The sequence below is a fragment of the Spirillospora sp. NPDC048823 genome (genome assembly GCF_043198445.1).
Taxonomy (GTDB): domain Bacteria; phylum Actinomycetota; class Actinomycetes; order Streptosporangiales; family Streptosporangiaceae; genus Spirillospora.
This window is the reverse complement of sequence record NZ_JBICUT010000012.1, coordinates 213,821-232,213: the sequence shown is the minus strand read 5'-3', so window position 1 is coordinate 232,213 and position 18,393 is coordinate 213,821. Positions and strand designations below refer to the sequence as shown.

The window sequence follows — 18,393 nt, the reverse complement described above, 5'->3', positions numbered from 1 at the left end:
ACAAGCGGCCACGCGTGGTGCACCTGGTCGGCTCCCTGCCCCGCAACGCCATGGGCAAGGTCGTCAAGACCCGCCTGACCGACCTCGCGCCTTAGGGGAGAAGTCCGGGCGCGTGGTCGGCGTCGCCCGCTGAGAGCCGCCCGCATGACACCTGTCATGCCGATGGGGTGACAGGCGCCGGTGGAACCGGTGACACGCGCGTCTACCGGCGGGCGCGCGGAACCGCGACGCTGGGGGGCGGAGCCCGCCCGCTCGATGCCCGCGCACGATTACAGTGCAGGCGAGGAGGAACCCGACATGGCGGTCGCCACCACGGCGGATCTGGAAGAGCAGGACAACCGCAGGCTGGAACGGTATCGGCGGGGGACGTACCGCTCGTTCCTGCTCGCGGCCGTGGGGTTCATCGCGCCGAGCCTGGCCGGGCTGGTGGCCGCCTACGACGACGGTCACGTCGGCGTCCCGGTCGTCCTCGCGGTGATCGCGGGCCTCGCCCTGCTCACCTGGTACTACGCGCGGCTCGTCCGGACGGGCCTGGACGGCGGGGCGTCCCGGCGCGACATCGCGGCCGGCGGCGCCGTGGCCGCCGTGCTGAGCCTGATGCTCCTCACCAACCCGCTGTTCAACCTGATCGCGGTCATCTGGGTGTCCGCGGTGGTGCTGTCGCCGATGAGCCGCCGGCAGATCGCCGCCCTCTGCCTCGGCACGGCCGCGTACTGCTCGGCGCTCACCACGATCTCCGCGCGGTACCTCTACCCGGACGGCGGCATGCCCTGGTACGGCCTCCTGCCCATGATGTTCGCGGTCTACGTCGCCGCCTGCGGGTTCGTCGTGTTCTGCAACCGGTACCAGCGCCGCATGTGGGAGATGCACCAGGAGACCTACGCGGCCCGGGGGGCCCTCGCCCGGCTCGCGGTGACCGAGGAGCGGCTCCGTTTCTCCCGCGACCTGCACGACCTTCTCGGCCACAGCCTCTCCCTGATCGCGGTGAAGAGCGAGCTGGCGATGCGGACGGTGGGCGCCGACCCGGACCGGGCCGTCGCCGAGATGGCCGACGTCCGGCGCACCGCCCGGGAGGCGCTGCGGGAGGTGAGGGCCGCCGTCAACGGTTACCGCGCCGTCGAGCTGGACGCCGAGCTTGCCGGGGCGCGTGCCGTGCTGGAGGCCGCCGGGATCCGCTGCGAGATCGGAGACCTGCCGGGCGCGCTGCCGCCGGAGGTCCGCGCGGTACTGGCCTGGGTGATCCGCGAGGGCACCACCAACGTGATCAAGCACAGCGAGGCCCGGCACTGCACCGTCACGCTGACCTCCCACGGCGACTCCGTGGCCCTTGAGATGCGCAACGACGGCGCCCGCGGCGGCGACGACGCCGACGGCGCGGGCCTCACCGGCCTCGCCGAGCGCGTCGCCGTGCTCGGCGGCGAGATCACCTCCGGCCGGCACGGGCGCGCCGACTTCGTCCTGCGCGCCGTCGTCCCCCTCCCCGCCCCCGCGCCGGCCGAGGCCGTGCCCGGCGACACCGCGTCCGCCAAGGCCGTGTCCGCGGACGCCGTGCCCGCGGACGCCGTGCCCGCCGACACCGGGGGGAGCCGCGCGTGATCCGGATCCTGCTGGCCGACGACGAGCACCTCATCCGCGGCGCCGTCGCCGCGCTGCTCGGCCTCGAACCCGACCTGGAGGTCGTCGCCGAGGCCGGCCGGGGCGACGAGGTCGCCGCCGCCGTCGCCGAGCACGACCCGGACGTCGCCGTCCTGGACATCGAGATGCCCGGCGCGGACGGCCTCACCGTCGCCGAGCAGCTCAACGCCTCCGGCGCCCGCTGCTCGGTCTGCATCCTGACGAGCTTCGGCCGCCCCGGCTACCTGCGCCGCGCCATGGCCGCCGGGGTCCGCGGGTTCGTCGCCAAGGACGCCCCCACGCAGGAACTCGCCGCCGCCATCCGCAAGGTGCACGGCGGTGGCCGCTACCTGGACGCCGAACTCGCCGCCGGCGCCATGGCCGCCGGCGACAACCCGCTCTCCGAGCGCGAGCGCGAGGTCCTGCGCCTCACCGGCACCGGCACCGAGACCGCCCGCATCGCCGCCCACCTCCACCTGTCCGAGGGCACCGTCCGCAACTACCTCTCCACCGCCATGACCAAGCTCGGCGAGTCCAACCGCCTCGCCGCCGTCCGCGCCGCGAGGGAGATGGGCTGGATCTGACGCCGCTACCCTGGTCGGCGTGGGTGACCCTCTCGTAGCGCGCATGCAGGGATTCGGCGAGACGATCTTCGCCGAGATGTCGGCCCTCGCCGTCCGGACCGGCTCGATCAACCTCGGCCAGGGCTTTCCGGATTCCGACGGCCCGCAGGCCGTGCTGGACGCCGCGGTAGAGGCGATCCGGTCGGGAGCGAACCAGTACCCGCCGGGGCCGGGGCTGCCGGAGCTCCGGGAGGCCGTCGCGGCGCAGCGGCTTCAGCGGTACGGGCTGTCGTACGACCCGGCGGCCGAGGTGTTCGTGACCGTTGGCGCCACGGAGGGCATCGCCGCGTCGGTGCTCGCGCTCGCCGGGCCGGGCGACGAGGTCATCGTGTTCGAGCCGTACTACGACTCCTACGCGGCCGTGATCGCGCTCTCCGGCGCCGTCCGCAGGCCCGTCATGCTCCGCCCGGTCGAGGGCCGCTTCACCTTCGACCCGGACGAGCTGCGCGCCGCGGCCGGCCCCCGCACCCGGGCGATCCTGGTGAACTCGCCGCACAACCCGGCGGGCACCGTGTTCACACGCGCCGAGCTGGAGGCCATCGCGGGCGTCTGCCGCGAACACGACCTGGTCGCGATCACGGACGAGGTCTACGAGTACCTGACGTTCGACGACGCCGAGCACATCCCCCTGGCGACGCTCGACGGCATGCGCGAGCGGACGGTGTCGGTGTCGTCGGCGGGCAAGTCGTTCTCCGTCACCGGATGGAAGACCGGCTGGGTGACCGCGCCCGCGCCCCATGTCCGCGCCGTCCAGACGGTGAAGCAGTTCCTCACCTACGCGGTCAGCGCCCCCTACCAGCGGGCCGCCGCGTACGCGCTGGGCAACGAGATCCCCTGGGTGGAGGAACTGCGCACGTCCCTGCAGGCCAAGCGGGACCGTCTCATCACCGGCCTGGAGGCCGCAGGGTTCAGCACGTACCGGCCGCAGGGCACCTACTTCGTGCAGGCCGACATCCGTCCGCTGGGGTTCACCGACGGCATGGAACTGGCCCGCGCCCTGCCGGAGAAGGCGGGCGTTGTAGCGATCCCGGCACAGGTCTTCTACGACCACGCCGAAGCCGGCGCGCATTTCGTCCGCTTCGCGTTCTGCAAGAAGGACGAGGTCATCGACGAGGCCGTCGAACGCCTCACCCGCCTGCACTGAAATATCCGGGCCGCACCTGTAAACGGCGCCGCCCGCACGGGATTACGACACGATGACCGACTTCGAGATGAGGTTTTCGTGGATGATCCCGAATCACGGTTCACCCGCCTGTACGACGAGAACCACCGCCGCGTGCTGGCGTACGCGCTCACCCGTGCCGAACCCCACACGGCGGAGGACATCGCGGGCGAGACGTTCCTGATCGCCTGGCGGCGGCTGGACGCCATCGGTGATCCGGCGCTGCCCTGGCTGCTCGGCGTCGCCCGCAACCTGCTGCACAAGCAGCGCGACCGGGGCAGGCGCGGGCGGGTCCTCGCCGAGCGCATCCGGGCGCTGACGACGCCCGCCGACCTCGCGGCCTGGGACGTCGCCGTGCACGTCGTGGAACGCGAGACCGCACTGGCGGCGATCGCCGCGCTGCCCGAGCGCGACCTGGAGATCCTCGCGCTCGTCAACTGGCACGGCCTCGACCCCCGGCAGGCGGCGAAGGTCATGGGCTGCTCGGTGCCCACCTTCGCCGTCCGGCTGCACCGGGCGCGGCGGCGGCTCGCCCGCGCCCTGGACGCCCCCGGCCCCGCCCCGGGCCGTGCCGCCCCCGCCGCCCCCGTCGCCGAGAAGGCGGCCCGATGACCATTGGAGAGAAGATGGACACCGACACGACCTTCCGCGCGCTCCGGCCCGCCGCCCTGGACGAGCTGGCGGACGAGGGCCACGCCCGCCGCCGCGACACCGACCTGGCGCGGGCCATGAACTCCGCCGCCGAGGCCCGGCCCCGAGTGCGCAGGCGCCGCCCGGCACTGCTGGCCGCCGGTGTCGCGGCCGCGGCCTGCGCCGCCGGCGGCGCGATCGTCGCCACAGGCGGGAACGGGCACACGCCATCACCGCCCGCGACGGCCGAAAGGTCCGTCGACGCGCGCACGATCCTGCTCGCCGGTGCCGAGACGGCCGAGCGTGCCCCGGGCAGAATGGGGCGCTACTGGTACGTGCGCAGCCAGACCAGGACGACGCACACGCACGAGGCGGACCTGCCGGGTGCTCGGCCGCGGCGTCCGGGTGCCGGCCGGCCCGCCCGGGACCCGAAGAAGCTCCCCTACACCTTCGTGACCACGGGGGGAGAGGAGAGCTGGACGGCGCGGTCCCCGCGCGACCGCACGAGGACGGTCACCGGGATCGACGTGCGGACGAGCTTCCCCACGCCGCGTGACGAGGCGGAATGGCGCCGGGCGGGCTCCCCCGAGCTGCTGTCGAAGGAGGACCGGGCCCCGTCGGTGAACGACTACGACATGCCGATCACCTACCAGGTCGGGAACGCCGACCTGACCATGGACGAACTGCGCGAGCTTCCCGTGGACGCGGCGGCCCTGGGCAAGGAGCTGCGGCGCCGCTACGAGGCGGACCTGCGGAAGGCGGGCGGGCCGCAGAACGTCGACCCGTACCCGTACTTCGTCTGGGTGACGGCGCAGGACCTGCTGGCGGGCCCGACCACGCCGGGCACGAAGGCCGCGCTGTACCGGGTTCTCGCCGGGCAGCCGGGCGTGCGGTCGGACGGAGCGGTCACCGATGACCGCGGCCGCCGGGGCGCGGCCGTATCGATGGGGGGCCCGGCCGGGCGCATCCGGCTGGTCATCGACCAGAAGACGGCGGAGCTGCTCGCGTACCAGTCCTCCGTCGGGAAGGACGGCGACGCCGGCCTGTCGCAGACGTACCTTCAGGCGGGCTGGGTCGATTCCCTGGGCGAGCGGCCCTGACCGCTTGGGCGGAGATTGCCGAACGGGCGGCGTTCCTTGGGCTGGTTTAGCCCATGAGCGCCGCCCGTCGCCGGGCTAGCGTTCGGGCCGTGAGCTGGAACGGCGGGGAGGACGGGGGACCGCTCGGCGGGGAGCGGATCCTGATCGCGCTCGGCGGCAACGCCATGACCGCGCCGGACGGCAGCGCCACGCCGGACGCCCAGGCGGCGGCGATCGAGCGCGCGATGGGCCCGGTGGCCGGCCTCGTCGCGGCGGGCGCGCGGGTCGCGCTCACCCACGGCAACGGGCCCCAGGTCGGCAACCTGCTGATCAAGAACCAGCTCGCGGCGGGTGTGGTGCCGCCCGTCCCGCTGGACTGGTGCGGCGCGCAGACCCAGGCCACCGTCGGTGTGATGATCATGAACGCGCTGGAGCGGGCCCTGGCCGCGAGGGGCACGGCCCGCCCGGTGTCCACGGTCGTGACGCGCACGCTCGTGGACACGTCCGACCCCGGGTTCACCGACCCCGCCAAGCCGGTCGGCCGCTACTTCCCCGAAGCGGAGGCACGGCGCGCCACGGCGCTCGGCCAGGTGTGGCGGCCCTTCGGGGAGCGGGGCTGGCGGCGCGTCGTCGCCTCCCCGGAGCCCCTGGACATTCTGGACGCCGGCGCGGCGGCGGCGCTGCTGGACGCCGGGCACGTCGTGGTCGCTGCGGGCGGCGGAGGCGTGCCCGTGGCCCGCGTGGACGGGACGCTGCGCGGCGTCGAGGCCGTCGTCGACAAGGACCTGGCGGCGCAGCTGCTGGCCCGGCGGCTGGGCGCGGCCACCCTGGTGATCGCGACCGATGTGGAGAACGCGATGACCGGGTTCGGCACCCCGCACGCGCGTCCGCTGCACCGCACGACGGTCGCGGAACTGCGCGAGCTGGCCGCCGCCGGGCATTTCGCCGGCGGCAGCATGGGCCCGAAGGTGGAGGCGGTGCGGCGGTTCGTCGCCGCCGGCGGGCGGCGCGCCGCGATCGCGTCGCTGGCCCGGCTGGGCGACGCGGCGCACGGCAAGGCCGGGACGGTCGTGGAGGCGTGACCCGGGGTACAGGACGATCACCAGAGCAGCCGAGGAGCGATGACGTGCCCGATCCGATCGAAGTCCGCAAGATCCCCATCGAGAGCGTGACCGACGCGTCCGGGCTGGCCCGGCTGATCGACGACGGCGTCCTGGACGCCGACCGGGTGCTCGCCGTCGTCGGCAAGACCGAGGGCAACGGCGGCGTGAACGACTACACGCGGCTGCTGGCCGACCGCGCGTTCCGCGAGGTGCTGCTCGGCAAGGGGACCCGTACCGCGGACGAGGTGCGGCGCGTCCCGCTGGTGTGGTCGGGCGGCACCGACGGCGTCCTGTCCCCGCACGCCACCGTCTTCGCCACCGTCGACCCGGCGAAGGCGCCGAGGTCGGACGAGCCGCGCCTGTCGGTCGGCGTCGCGATGAGCGAGATCATCCTGCCCGAGGACATCGGCCGGCCCGCGATGGTCGAGACCGTCGCCGCGGGCGTCCGCGAGGCGATGAAGACCGCCGGGATCGACGACCCCGGCGACGTCCACTACGTCCAGACCAAGACGCCGCTGCTCACCCTCGACACCATCAACGACGCCAAGTCGCGCGGCCGCGACGTCGTCACCGAGGACACCCTCAAGTCGATGGACATCTCCAACTCCACGACCGCGCTCGGCATCGCCGTCGCGCTCGGCGAGATCGAGACGCCTTCCGCGGAGCAGATCCACAAGGACCTGTCGCTGTTCTCGTCGGTGGCGTCCTGCTCGTCCGGCGTGGAACTCGACCGGGCGCAGATCGTCGTCGTCGGGAACGTGCGCGGCATCGGCGGCCGGTACCGCGCCGGGCACGGTGTGATGAACGACGCACTGGACGCCGACGGCATCTGGGACGCGATCAGGTCGGCGGGCCTCGACCTGCCGGAACGCCCTCGGACGCCCGACCTCGGCGACCGCCTCGTCAACGTGTTCATCAAGTGCGAGGCCGACCCGGGCGGCTCGGTCCGGGGACGCCGCAACATCATGCTGGACGACTCCGACGTGCACTGGCACCGGCAGATCAAGGCGTGCGTCGGGGGCGTCGCGGCGTCCGTCACGGGCGACCCGGCGGTGTTCGTGTCGGTGGCCGCCGTCCACCAGGGGCCGTCCGGCGGCGGCACCGTCGCGGCCATCGCCGACCTCGGCTGACCGCGCCGGTGGCGGAAAGCATCCGAATAGTCGCCCACGGTGCCCGGTGGAGGTTATAGCCTTCCTGGCGTGTCCGGACTGACCATTCCCGAACCCCAGTTCCCCGGGGACGACGGCAGCGCCGACCCGCGGCTGTGCGAGGCCCTCGCCGGCTACGCGGCGGGGCGCGTGGGCGTGCACGTGGTGCTGCGGCGGCTCCAGGGTGCGCGGCTCCTGGTGCCCATCGTCGCCGTCCTCACCGAAGAAGAGGACCTGCCGCCCGGCGAGCCGCGCCGGGAGAAGACGAGCGACATGGCGCTGCCCACGCTCATCGGCGACGACGGGCGGCGCGGTGTCCTCGGCTTCACCTGCACCGAGACGATGAAGGCGTGGCGCGCCGACGCCCGCCCCGTCGCGGTCCGCGCCGGGGAGGCGTGCCGCGCCACCCTCGACGAGGGCGCGGACGCCCTGGTCGTGGACGTGGCGGGCCCGGTCCCGTTCGCCGTGGACGGCCTGCGCCTGCACCTGCTCGCCGAGGGCCGCCCCGTCCCGCCCCCGCACGAGGACCCCGACGTCCTCGCCGCCGTCGAGGCCGCGTTCGGCTCCGACGAGTCCGTCAGCGGGGTCCGCGTCACCGAGGGCACGTCCGCCGAGGTCGCCGTCCGGTTCGCCGTCGTCGCGGGCCACGACGAGCGCCGCACCGTGCAGCGGGTGTCCGACCGGCTCGCCGAGGTGCTGCGCGGCCGCATCGTCGGCGGCGTCGAACTGAACGTCGTCCGCCGGTAAATCATTGGCGTCCCGCGCCGCCTCACAGGCAGGCTGGGCGGCATGACCGACGTCGACTCATTCGTCGCGGACGGGTTCGTCCGGGTGGCGGGCGCCTTCTCCCGCCGGCTGGCCGCCGAATGCCGGGAGATCCTCTGGCGGGACACCGGCTGCGACCCCGGCGACCGCTCGACGTGGACGCGGCCCGTCGTCCGGCTCGGCGACTACGCACAGGAGCCGTTCCGGGCCGCTGCCAACACGCCGGAGCTGCACGCCGCGTTCGACGCGATCGTCGGCGCGGGGGCCTGGCGGCCGCGCGGGAGCCTCGGGACGTTCCCGGTGCGGTTCCCCGGCGCCGAAGCGCCCGGTGACGACGGCTGGCACATCGACGCGAGCTTCCCCGGCGACGACCCGTCCGACTTCATGTCCTACCGGGTGAACGTGGCGTCCAAGGGGCGCGCGCTGCTGATGCTGTTCCTGTTCTCGGACGTGGGCGAGGACGACGCGCCCACCCGCGTCCGGGCCGGCTCGCACCTTGACGTCCCGCCGATCCTCGAACCGGCGGGCGACGATGGCCTCGCGTTCATGGACATCGCGGGCAAGGCCGTCCAGGCATCCGAGGAGCGTCCCGTCGTCCTGGCGACCGGGCAGGCCGGCGACGTCTACCTGTGCCACCCGTTCCTCGTGCACGCCGCGCAGCCGCACCACGGCACGGAGCCGCGGTTCATGGCGCAGCCGCCGCTGGCCCCGGCGGGGCCGCTCCCCGAATCGTCCCCGGTGCGGATCGCGATCGACCGAGGTCTCGGGCGCTGAGCTTCTAGGCTTGGTCGTCCCGTCACCCTTGGAGATTTCCGTGCTGACCATGCAGGACGCCCTGATCCGGCTCACCGGCTACTGGGCGGGGCGCGGCTGCCTCGTCGCGCAGCCGATGAACACCGAGGTCGGGGCGGGCACGCTGAACCCGGCCACCGCGCTGCGCGCCGAGTACGAGATGAGCCGCTACTACCTCGACGACGCCGACATCGGGGCGAACCGCGAGCTGTTCGAGGCGTACGCGGCGGAGGCGCGGCGGATGCTGGACGCCCGGCTGCCCGTCCCCGCCCACTCCTACGTCCTGAAGTGCTCGCACGCGTTCAACGTCCTGGACGCGCGCGGCGCGATCGGCACGACCGAGCGCGCCCGCGCGTTCGCCCGGATGCGGGGACTCGCCCACGACGCCGCCGCGCTGTGGGTGGAGCGCCGCGCCGAACTGGGCTACCCCCTCGGCGACGCCGCGACGCGTCCCGCCGCCGTCACCGCGCCGGACGCGCCGGCCTCCCTCGCCTCGACTGCCGCGTTCACCCTGGAGATCGGCGTCGAGGAGCTCCCGCCGCACGAGGTCGCCCGCACGGCGGACGATGTGGCGGAACGGCTGCTGCGCGGGCTTGAGGAGGCAGGCCTGTTCACGGACGCCTCATCGCTCGACGGCTACGCGACGCCACGCCGCATCATCGTGCTCGTCCGCGACCTGGAGCCCCGGGAACCGGACACCGAGCAGGTCGTGAAGGGGCCGCGCCTCGCCGCCGCCTACGACGCGGCCGGTGAGCCGACGCGGGCGTTGCGGGGGTTCGCGCGGGGCCACGGGGTCGATGTCTCGGACGTCCGGCAGGTCACGGTGGGCGGCGGAGAATACGCCGGGTTCGTCCGCGAGGTGGTGGGCCGCCCCGCCGCCGAGGTCCTGGCGGGCCTGCTCCCGGAGATCGTCACCGGGCTGCGCGCCGGGAGGAACATGCGGTGGAACGCGCACGGCCTGGCGTTCGCCCGCCCGATCCGCTGGCTGCTCGCCCTCCTGGACGGGCACGAGATCCCGTTCACCGTGTCCCGCATGACGGCGGGCCGTTCCACCCGCGTCCACCGCACGGCGGGCGAGCCGCGGGTCGAGGTCCCGGACGCGTCGTCGCTGATCTCGGCGCTTCGCGAGCACGGGATCGAACCCGACCCGGCCCGCCGCCGTTCCCGCGTCATCGAGGACGCCGGGGTGCTCGCCCGCGGCCGCGGGGGCGTCATCGACTTCGCCGGTGAGCGGGACCTCGTCGAAGAGATCGTCAACCTCGTCGAGGAACCCGTCGCCATCCTGGGCTCCTTCGACGAGAAGTACCTGGAGCTGCCCGAGGAGATCCTCACCACGGTCATGCGCAAGCACCAGCGCTACCTGCCGGTGCGGACGTCCACGGACGACCTTCTCCCGTACTTCGTCACCGTCGCCAACGGCGAATGCGACCACGACGCCGTCCGGACCGGGAACGAGGCGGTCCTGCGCGCGCGCTACGAAGACGCTTCCTTCTTCTACCAGCAGGACCTCCGCCACACGCCCGAACAGATCAAGGACGGCCTCGCCAGGCTCACGTTCACCGAACGGCTCGGCTCGATGGCCGACCGCTCGTCCCGCATCGCCGCGATCGCCGCCGAACTGGCGGATCGCCTCGACCCCGCTCCGGACGAGCGGGAGACGATCCGCCGCGCCGCCGGGCTGGCCAAGTTCGACCTCGCCTCGTCCATGGTCATCGAGCTGCCGAGCCTCGCCGGGACGATGGCCCGCGAGTACGCCCGCCGCGCGGGCGAGGACGAGGCCGTCGCGCAGGCCCTCCACGAGATGGAGCTTCCCCGCTCCGCCGGGGACGCCCTGCCCGTCACGGCCGCCGGGGCGCTGCTGTCCGTCGCCGACCGGCTCGACCTCCTCGCCGGGCTGTTCGCCGTCGGCTCCGCCCCCACCGGCGGTTCCGACCCGTTCGGCCTGCGCCGCGCCGCCCTCGCGCTGACCGCGATCCTGCGGGCCGTCCCGCGCCTCGCGCCCGTCACGGTGGGGGACGGCCTCGCCGTCGCCGCGCACCACCAGCCCGTCGACGTCACCCCCGAGGCCCTCGCCGAGGCGGAACGGTTCGTCGCGCGCCGCCTGGAGCAGAACCTCCTGGACGAGGGCCGCGCCGTCCACATCGTCCGGGCGGTCCTCCCGCACGCGGGCGCTCCCGCCCGCGCCGCCCAGGCCGCGGCCGACCTGGAGGATCTGCTCCGCTCGTCGCGGTTCGCGCGGCTCACGGCGGCGCTGCAGCGCGTCCTGCGCATCGTCCCGGACGGCACCGCCGCCGGCTACGACCCGGCGCTCTTCACCGAACCCGCGGAAAGGGACCTGCACGCCGCGTTCACCGCCGTCCAGGACGAACTCACCGCCCACCCAACACTGCCGGAGTTCTACGCGGCCGCGACCGCCCTCATCGACCCGATCGGCACCTACTTCGACGACGTCATGGTCATGGACGAGGACCCGGCCCGGCGCGCCAACCGCCTCGGCTTCCTCGCCGCGGTCAGGGACTGGACGGCCCCGTCCTCGACTGGCGCGAGATCGCCTAAGCCCAGGTGACGGGCAGGCCGTGCGACGGTCCCTCGCCGAGGATCCTCCGCTCGCCGCCCGGCCACAGCCGCAGCGCCACGACCTGAACGGCGTCGAGGCGGGACGCGTCGCGTCCCTCGAACGACAGGTGGGCGACCGGAGCCTCCTCGCTCGCCGCCGCGCCCGCCTCCTCCAGATGGCGGTGCATCCGCGCGGCCTCGTCCTCGGACAGGTACGCCCGCATCGTCGAATGCCACACGACCGTCGCCACGCCTGGCTCCGGGGCCAGGCCGCTGAGGAAGTCCGCCGCGCCCGCCCGCACGACCGTCGCGGGAACCCGCGCGGCCACCTCGAACGCCGCCCGCAGCCGCTCGACCCGCGCCGCCTGATCGGGCCACACGTACGACAGCAGCCGCCGCTGAGCCTGCGGCGAGGTCGCGTCCAGCGGACTCAGGTCGCATCCCCGCCGCTCGGCGAGTGTGAGCGGCGCGTCCACCGGGGGAAGGCCCCGCCAGGCGTCCGGGAGCACGACCGGCGACTCCGGCCCGTACGCACCGTGCTCGTGCAGGATCCGGAAATGGTCGGCGCGCAGGTTCAGGCCGGCGCTGGCGCCGATCTCCAGCAGCCGGATCGGCAGGGCCGTCGCCTCGGCCACCGCGAGGAGCCCGCCGACCAGCGGGGCAGCTCGTCCGACCTCGTTCGTCTGCGGCGGGTCCGCGAGCCCCGCGCGTATCTCCGCCGCGTGCTCGACCAGCACGTCCCGGAACGCGGGCCAGGCGGCCAGGGGATCCTTCGTCCCGCCCGCGGTCGGGTAGTGCCCGGCGAGCTCCGGCGCCCGCCCTTCCAGGACGAGCCGGTGCACGGTCCCCAGCATGCTCAGGATGAATCGCGGCTCCGCACGGTCCCCGAGCACCTCCGCCACGGCCCCGCCGGGGTCGTCCGCCGCCCGCGTGAGAAGCTCCGCGTACATCGGCGACCCCAGCTCCGCGCACCCCCGCGCCTGGGCCAGCAACGCCTCCCTCATCGTCCCACCTCTGCCGACTAGCCTCTCAGATGGTGGACGGCGTCACGGGCGGGCGCGCGGAGTCAATAGGATCGGGGCATGCTGCGCTGGTTGACCGCGGGGGAGTCCCATGGCCCGGCCCTCACCGCGATCGTGGAGGGGCTGCCGGCCGGTGTGCGCGTGACCTCGGGGGAGATCGCCGAGGAACTGCGCCGCCGCCGGCTCGGCCATGGGCGGGGCGCCCGGATGAAGTTCGAGCAGGACCAGGTGACGATCCTCGGCGGCGTCCGGCACGGGGTGACGCTCGGCGGCCCGGTCGCGATCGAGGTCGGAAACACCGAATGGCCCAAATGGGAGACGGTGATGTCGGCCGACCCCGTGGACGCCGACCTCCTCGCGGCGCAGGCGCGCAACGCCCCGCTGTCGCAGCCGCGGCCCGGCCACGCCGACCTCGTCGGCATGCAGAAGTACGGCTTCGACGACGCCCGGCCCGTCCTGGAGCGGGCGAGCGCGCGGGAGACCGCGGCGCGGGTCGCGCTCGGGACCGTCGCCAAGGCGTTCCTCAAGCAGGCCCTCGGTGTGGACGTGCTGAGCCACGTGATCGCGCTCGGCGAGGTCGAGGCGCCCGACGGCGTCCTGCCGGGGCCGGGCGACCTCGCGCGGGTGGACGAGAGCCCGGTGCGCTGCTTCGACGACGAGGCGTCCGCCGCGATGGTCGCGCACATCGACGAGACCAAGAAGGCCGGCGACACCCTCGGCGGCGTCGTGGAGGTCCTCGCCTACGGGCTGCCGCCCGGCCTCGGCAGCCACGTCCACTGGGACCGGCGCCTCGACTCGCGGCTCGCCGGGGTCCTGATGGGCATCCAGGCGATCAAGGGCGTGGAACTCGGCGACGGGTTCACCACCGCGCGGCGCCCCGGCTCCCGGGCCCACGACGAGATCGACGGCACCCCCGAGGGGATCCGGCGGCGGACGAACCGGGCCGGCGGCGTCGAGGGCGGCATGACGACCGGCGAGGTGCTGCGGGTGCGGGCCGCGATGAAGCCGATCTCGACCGTCCCGCGCCGCCTCGACACCATCGACGTGAAGACCGGCGAGCCCGCCAAGGCCATCAACCAGCGCAGCGACGTCACCGCCGTCCCCGCGGCCGGGGTCGTCGCCGAGGCGATGGTGGCGCTGATCCTCGCGGACGCGGCGCTGGAGAAGTTCGGCGGCGACTCCGCCGAGGAGACCGCCCGTAACCTGCGGGGATACGTGTCCTCGCTGACCGTCAAGTGAACTGGACCCGCTGACATGCGACCGAAGGCAGTCATCATCGGGCCGCCCGGCTCCGGCAAGACCACGATCGGCGGCGCGCTCGCCGGAAGGCTCGGCGTCGCGCTGCGCGACACCGACGCCGATGTGGAGAAGACGGCCGGCAAGCCGGTCGGCGAGATCTTCGTCGACGACGGCGAGGAGCGTTTCCGCGAGCTGGAACGCGCGGCCGTCGCGGCGGCGCTGGCCGGGCACGACGGCGTCGTCGCGCTCGGCGGCGGCGCCGTCCTGGCGCGGGAGACGCAGGAACTGCTCGCCGGGCACACCGTCGTCTACCTGCGGGTCGGGCTGTCGGAGGCGATCAAGCGGGTGGGGCTGGCGTCGGCGCGGCCGCTGCTGGTCCTCAACCCGCGCAGCCAGATGCGCAAGCTCCTGGAGGAGCGCCTGCCGATCTACGAGCGGCTCGGCACGGTTCAGGTCGACACGGACGGCCGCGAGCCGGACGACGTCGTCGAGGAAGTCGTCAAGGCCCTTGAGGACGAGTCGTGACGCAGGCGCGGGTGCACGTCGGCGGCGCCGACCCGTACGACGTCGTCATCGGGACCGGTGTCCTCGGCGAACTGCCGGGCCTGGTCGGGGAACGCGCCCGGACGGTCGCAGTCGTGCACGCCGAGGGGCTGCCGGAGATCGCCCGCCCCGTGTGCGGTGCCCTTGAACAGGCCGGATACACCGTCCACCCGCTGCCCGTCCCGGACGGCGAGGCCGCGAAGGAGGTCGGTGTCCTCGCCGGGCTGTGGTCGGCGTTCGCCCGGTCCGGCATGACCCGGACGGACGTCGTCGTCGGCGTCGGCGGCGGCGCGACCACCGACCTCGCCGGGTTCGCGGCGGCGTCGTGGCTGCGCGGAGTGCGGGCGGTGCTCGTCCCGACGACGCTGCTCGGCATGGTGGACGCGGCCGTCGGCGGCAAGACCGGCATCAACGTCCCGGAGGGCAAGAACCTCGTCGGCGCGTTCCATCCGCCCGCCGGCGTGCTGTGCGACCTGGCCACGCTGCCGACGATGCCCCGCGAGGACTACGTCAGCGGCCTCGCCGAGATCATCAAGGCGGGGTTCATCGCCGACCCGAAGATCCTGGAACTGGTCGAGGACGACCCGGAGGGCGCGGCGTCCCCGGACGGCCCGCACACCCGTGAGCTGGTCGAACGCGCCGTCCAGGTCAAGGCGGACGTGGTGTCCGCCGACCTCAGGGAGAGCGGCCTGAGGGAGATCCTCAACTACGGCCACACCCTGGCGCACGCGATCGAGAAGGCCGAGGACTACCGGTTCCGGCACGGCCACGCCGTCGCGATCGGCATGGTCTACGCCGCCGAGCTGGCCCGCCTCGCCGGGCGCCTCCCGGACGGCGTCGTCCAGCGGCACCGTGACGTGCTCGCCTCCGTCGGCCTGCCCGTCTCCTACGGCGCCGACTGGCCCGCCCTGCGCGCCACCATGACGATCGACAAGAAGTCGCGGGGCGCCACCTTGCGGTTCGTCGTCCTCGACGGCATCGCCGAGCCCGGCCGCCTCGAAGGCCCGGACGAGGAACTGCTCGCCGCCGCGTACCGGGAGATCGGCCGGCGGGGGTCCGAGGGGCGTCCTCCGGAGGGGAGCGGCCGATGACGCGAGTGCTCGTCCTGAACGGACCGAACCTGCGCCGGCTCGGCGTCCGCGAGCCCGACAAGTACGGGTCGACCAGCTTCGACGATCTCGCCGCGCTGTGCCGCGACGCCGGCCGCGGCCTCGGCCTGGACGTCGAGGTCCGGCAGACCGACGACGAGGCCGAGATGATGCGCTGGGTGCACGAGGCCGCCGACGGGCGCATCCCCATCGTGCTGAACCCGGCCGCGTTCACCCACTACTCGTACGCGCTGCGGGACGCGCTCGCCCAGCGCACGGCGCCGCTCATCGAGGTGCACATCACCAACCCGGCGACCCGCGAGGAGTTCCGCCACACCTCCGTCGTCGCCGGCGTAGCCACCGGCACCATCGCCGGCTTCGGCACGATGTCCTACGTCCTGGCCCTCCAGGCCATCGCCGAGCTGACCGCCGAGAACACCTGACAGCCGAGACCCATCGACCGCAGGAGCCGCCGACCGCCGAGAACTACTCGGCCTCCTGCACGGCCCTGCGGGTCATGTCCTTGAGCTCGGCGACGACGTCGTCGAGGGGCGCGACGTCGCGGTGGGCGCGGCACAGGATGGTGGCGCCCTCGACCGCGGCGACGGTCAGGCGGGCCAGGCGGGCGGCGCGGTCGTCGGCGACGCCCGCGTTGCCGAGGCCGGTGGCGAGGGTGTCCTGCCAGAGGCCGAACGCCGCCGCGGCGGCCGCGGCGAGCTGCGGCGCGTCGTCGTGGCATTCCACGGTGACGGCCACGATCGGGCAGCCCGCGCGGAACTCGCTCTTCATGAGGACCTGCCGCCACCAGCCGACGAAGGCGTCCACGGCGGACGCGGGATCGCCGCCCTCGGTGGCGGCGAGGATGCCGGCGTTGAGGAAGTCGCCGGCGTAGCGGACCGCCTCCTCGGCGAGCTGCGCCTTGCCGTCCGGGAAGTGGTGGTAGATCGACCCGCGCGGCGCGCCGCTGTGCGCGATGACGTCGCGGAACCCGGTGCCGCTGTAGCCGCGCTCGCGGAAGAGGTAGGCGGCGCTGCGCACCATGCGTTCCCGGCTGTCCGTCCCCATGGCTCGATTATGACATTCATCATAGGGTGTTCGCATTGACCATGACGATCGTCATAGGAACTCTGGCTTATGCCGGACGTCATACCGAGCGGGGGAGTGCACCCGCCGACTACCCGCGAGTAGGGTCGGCTCAGGCACGGACGAAGGAGACTCTCGTGATCGATCTCCAGCGCGACGGGGACGTGTACGTCTTGCGGTTCGACGCGGGTGAGAACCGCTTCAGCCCCGACTTCCTCGGCGCGGCCGAGGGTGCGCTCGACACCCTGGAGAAGAACGACGGGCCGGGCGCCCTCGTCACCGTCGGGACCGGCAAGTTCTACTCCAACGGACTCGACCTCGACTGGCTCGGCGCCAACCAGGACAGGTTCGAGGACTACCTGCGCCGGGTCCACGGCCTGTACGCGCGCGTCCTGTCGCTGCCGATGCCCACGGTCGCCGCGCTGAACGGGCACGCGTTCGCCGGCGGCGGCATGCTCGCCCTCGCCCACGACTTCGCCGTCATGCGGACGGACCGCGGCTACTTCTGCCTGCCCGAGGTCGATCTCGGCATGACGTTCACGCCCGGGATGAACGCGCTGATCCAGTCGCGGCTGCCGAAGCGCACCGCGCACGAGGCGATGGTCACGGGCCGCCGGTACACGGCCGAGCAGGCGGAGGCGGCCGGGATCGTCCAGCGCACCGCCGCCGAGGACGAGGTCCTGCCCGCCGCCGTCGAGTGGGCCGCGTCCATGGCCGGCAAGAACGGCACGACCGTGGGGAAGATCCGCGCCGACCTGTACCGGCCGGCGCTGGACGCTCTGAACGGCCCGGCCCTGTCCTGACCCTCGTCGCGGCCGGGCCGCCGGAGTAGGTTACGTTCGACTGGAATCTGATTCGGTTATGGAAGGGACGCCGATGCGCATCGGGATGGCGCTCAGTTACTCCGGCGGTTTCAAGGAGACCGTCGAGGAGCTGGCCGACTATGAGAAGGCCGGGCTCGACATCGTCTATGTAGCGGAGGCGTACAGCTTCGACGCGGTGAGCCAGATGGGCTACATCGCCGCCAGGACCGAACGGGTGGAGATCGCCTCCGGCATCCTCAACATCTACTCGCGGACGCCGACCGCCATCGCGCAGACCGCCGCGGGCCTGGACTACGTCTCGGACGGACGGTTCACGCTCGGCATCGGCGCGTCCGGCCCGCAGGTCATCGAGGGGTTCCACGGCGTCCCCTACACCGCGCCGCTCGGCCGCACCCGCGAGATCATCGACATCTGCCGCAAGACGTGGCGGCGCGAGCGGGTCCAGTACGACGGCAAGCACTACAAGCTGCCGCTGCCCGAGGGGCAGGGCACCGGGCTCGGCAAGGCTCTCAAGATCATCAACCACCCGGTGCGGGCGGACATCCCGGTCATGGTCGCCGCGATCGGCCCGAAGAACGTCGAGCTGACCGCCGAGATCGCCAACGGCTGGGAGCCGATCTTCTACATGCCGGAGAAGGCCAAGGACGTGTGGGGCCCGTCCCTGGCCGCAGGGAAGGCCAAGCGCGACCCGTCCCTCGGCGAGCTGGACGTCGTCGGGCAGTCCGCCCTCGCCATCGGCGACGACGTGCAGGGCTACCTGGAGTTCGGCCGCCCGATGGCCGCGCTGTACATCGGCGGCATGGGCGCCAAGGGCAGGAACTTCTACAACGACCTCGCCCGCCGGTACGGCTTCGAGAAGGAGGCCGAGGAGATCCAGGACCTGTACCTCGACGGCAAGAAGGACGAGGCCGCCGCGAAGGTCCCGCAGGAACTGCTGGAGAAGATGTCGCTCATCGGCTCCGAGGGCCACGTCCGCGAGCGGCTCGCCGCGATGAAGGAGTCCGGCGTCACCACGCTGAACGTCTCCCCGATCGCGGGCGACCACAAGGGCCGCCTCGCCCTCATCGAGAAGGTCAAGGAGATGGCCGCCGGCCTGTAGCCCGACCGGGCACGGGGTCGGGC

Annotated in this window: 18 protein-coding genes; 16 read left to right on the top strand and 2 right to left on the bottom strand. The window is 73.5% G+C overall.

Annotated elements, in window-relative coordinates; translation table 11 throughout:
* The first annotated feature begins 297 nt into the window (after positions 1–297).
* The 10 genes from ACGFK0_RS26370 (at position 298) to glyS (ending at position 11,482) form a co-directional block, all read left to right on the top strand.
* Positions 298–1,596, top strand: coding sequence for a sensor histidine kinase (locus ACGFK0_RS26370; protein WP_392909254.1), 1,299 nt, complete (start codon positions 298–300; stop codon positions 1,594–1,596).
* Positions 1,593–2,198, top strand: a complete 606-nt coding sequence (locus ACGFK0_RS26365) for a response regulator (RefSeq protein WP_392909252.1) — start codon at positions 1,593–1,595, stop codon at positions 2,196–2,198. Before ACGFK0_RS26370 ends, ACGFK0_RS26365 begins: the two co-directional genes overlap by 4 nt.
* Before the next feature lie 19 nt (positions 2,199–2,217).
* Positions 2,218–3,381 (top strand): pyridoxal phosphate-dependent aminotransferase, encoded by a 1,164-nt coding sequence (locus tag ACGFK0_RS26360; RefSeq protein WP_392909250.1) that lies wholly within the window; start codon positions 2,218–2,220, stop codon positions 3,379–3,381.
* A 78-nt stretch (positions 3,382–3,459) separates the two neighbouring features.
* Positions 3,460–4,011 (top strand): RNA polymerase sigma factor, encoded by a 552-nt coding sequence (locus tag ACGFK0_RS26355; protein WP_392909248.1) that lies wholly within the window; start codon positions 3,460–3,462, stop codon positions 4,009–4,011.
* Complete coding sequence (locus ACGFK0_RS26350) at positions 4,008–5,129, top strand: CU044_5270 family protein (RefSeq protein WP_392909246.1); 1,122 nt, start codon at positions 4,008–4,010, stop codon at positions 5,127–5,129. Before ACGFK0_RS26355 ends, ACGFK0_RS26350 begins: the two co-directional genes overlap by 4 nt.
* Before the next feature lie 89 nt (positions 5,130–5,218).
* A complete protein-coding gene (locus tag ACGFK0_RS26345; RefSeq protein WP_392909244.1) occupies positions 5,219–6,190 on the top strand; it encodes a carbamate kinase in 972 nt (323 codons plus the stop codon).
* 44 nt (positions 6,191–6,234) lie between these two features.
* Positions 6,235–7,341, top strand: a complete 1,107-nt coding sequence (locus ACGFK0_RS26340) for a ring-opening amidohydrolase (protein WP_392909242.1) — start codon at positions 6,235–6,237, stop codon at positions 7,339–7,341.
* 69 nt (positions 7,342–7,410) lie between these two features.
* Positions 7,411–8,106, top strand: a complete 696-nt coding sequence (locus ACGFK0_RS26335; RefSeq protein ID WP_392909240.1) for an SseB family protein — start codon at positions 7,411–7,413, stop codon at positions 8,104–8,106.
* A 42-nt stretch (positions 8,107–8,148) separates the two neighbouring features.
* Complete coding sequence (locus ACGFK0_RS26330) at positions 8,149–8,898, top strand: phytanoyl-CoA dioxygenase family protein (protein ID WP_392909238.1); 750 nt, start codon at positions 8,149–8,151, stop codon at positions 8,896–8,898.
* 49 nt (positions 8,899–8,947) lie between these two features.
* Complete coding sequence (gene glyS, locus ACGFK0_RS26325) at positions 8,948–11,482, top strand: glycine--tRNA ligase subunit beta (protein ID WP_392909277.1); 2,535 nt, start codon at positions 8,948–8,950, stop codon at positions 11,480–11,482.
* Here the strand turns inward: glyS and ACGFK0_RS26320 are convergent.
* Entirely contained in the window at positions 11,469–12,476 is a 1,008-nt protein-coding gene (locus ACGFK0_RS26320) for a DUF2332 domain-containing protein (RefSeq protein WP_392909236.1), read from the bottom strand. The genes glyS and ACGFK0_RS26320 overlap by 14 nt on opposite strands.
* A 78-nt stretch (positions 12,477–12,554) precedes the next feature.
* Here ACGFK0_RS26320 and aroC point away from each other — a divergent pair, with 78 nt between their 5' ends.
* From aroC to aroQ, 4 genes are read left to right on the top strand one after another with little or no spacing between them, the layout of a single operon-like run.
* Positions 12,555–13,733: a chorismate synthase gene (gene aroC, locus ACGFK0_RS26315; protein WP_392909234.1), complete on the top strand. Its 1,179-nt coding sequence runs from the start codon at positions 12,555–12,557 to the stop codon at positions 13,731–13,733.
* A gap of 15 nt (positions 13,734–13,748) precedes the next feature.
* Positions 13,749–14,258: a shikimate kinase gene (locus tag ACGFK0_RS26310; RefSeq protein ID WP_392909232.1), complete on the top strand. Its 510-nt coding sequence runs from the start codon at positions 13,749–13,751 to the stop codon at positions 14,256–14,258.
* Entirely contained in the window at positions 14,255–15,367 is a 1,113-nt protein-coding gene (gene aroB, locus ACGFK0_RS26305) for a 3-dehydroquinate synthase (RefSeq protein ID WP_392909230.1), read from the top strand. Before ACGFK0_RS26310 ends, aroB begins: the two co-directional genes overlap by 4 nt.
* A complete protein-coding gene (gene aroQ / locus ACGFK0_RS26300) occupies positions 15,364–15,807 on the top strand; it encodes a type II 3-dehydroquinate dehydratase (protein ID WP_392909228.1) in 444 nt (147 codons plus the stop codon). Before aroB ends, aroQ begins: the two co-directional genes overlap by 4 nt.
* 43 nt (positions 15,808–15,850) lie before the next feature.
* Here aroQ and ACGFK0_RS26295 read toward each other — a convergent pair whose 3' ends face one another.
* A complete protein-coding gene (locus ACGFK0_RS26295; RefSeq protein WP_392909226.1) occupies positions 15,851–16,429 on the bottom strand; it encodes a TetR/AcrR family transcriptional regulator in 579 nt (192 codons plus the stop codon).
* 155 nt (positions 16,430–16,584) lie between these two features.
* Here ACGFK0_RS26295 and ACGFK0_RS26290 point away from each other — a divergent pair, with 155 nt between their 5' ends.
* Together ACGFK0_RS26290 and ACGFK0_RS26285 are read left to right on the top strand one after the other, a co-directional pair.
* Entirely contained in the window at positions 16,585–17,250 is a 666-nt protein-coding gene (locus ACGFK0_RS26290) for an enoyl-CoA hydratase/isomerase family protein (protein ID WP_392909224.1), read from the top strand.
* Between the two features lie 73 nt (positions 17,251–17,323).
* Positions 17,324–18,370 carry an LLM class F420-dependent oxidoreductase gene (locus tag ACGFK0_RS26285; RefSeq protein WP_392909222.1) on the top strand — a complete coding sequence of 349 codons (1,047 nt, stop codon included), beginning with the start codon at positions 17,324–17,326 and terminating at the stop codon, positions 18,368–18,370.
* The last annotated feature ends 23 nt before the right edge of the window (positions 18,371–18,393 follow it).

Coding starts and splice junctions, on each gene's coding strand:
- glyS (WP_392909277.1), top strand. CDS start 8,948: ATGCAGGACGCCCTGATCCGGCTCACCGGCTACTGGGCGGGGCGCGGC.
- ACGFK0_RS26350 (WP_392909246.1), top strand. CDS start 4,008: ATGACCATTGGAGAGAAGATGGACACCGACACGACCTTCCGCGCGCTC.
- aroC (WP_392909234.1), top strand. CDS start 12,555: ATGCTGCGCTGGTTGACCGCGGGGGAGTCCCATGGCCCGGCCCTCACC.
- ACGFK0_RS26310 (WP_392909232.1), top strand. CDS start 13,749: ATGCGACCGAAGGCAGTCATCATCGGGCCGCCCGGCTCCGGCAAGACC.
- aroQ (WP_392909228.1), top strand. CDS start 15,364: ATGACGCGAGTGCTCGTCCTGAACGGACCGAACCTGCGCCGGCTCGGC.
- ACGFK0_RS26285 (WP_392909222.1), top strand. CDS start 17,324: ATGCGCATCGGGATGGCGCTCAGTTACTCCGGCGGTTTCAAGGAGACC.
- ACGFK0_RS26370 (WP_392909254.1), top strand. CDS start 298: ATGGCGGTCGCCACCACGGCGGATCTGGAAGAGCAGGACAACCGCAGG.
- ACGFK0_RS26330 (WP_392909238.1), top strand. CDS start 8,149: ATGACCGACGTCGACTCATTCGTCGCGGACGGGTTCGTCCGGGTGGCG.
- ACGFK0_RS26320 (WP_392909236.1), bottom strand. CDS start 12,476: ATGAGGGAGGCGTTGCTGGCCCAGGCGCGGGGGTGCGCGGAGCTGGGG.
- ACGFK0_RS26295 (WP_392909226.1), bottom strand. CDS start 16,429: ATGGGGACGGACAGCCGGGAACGCATGGTGCGCAGCGCCGCCTACCTC.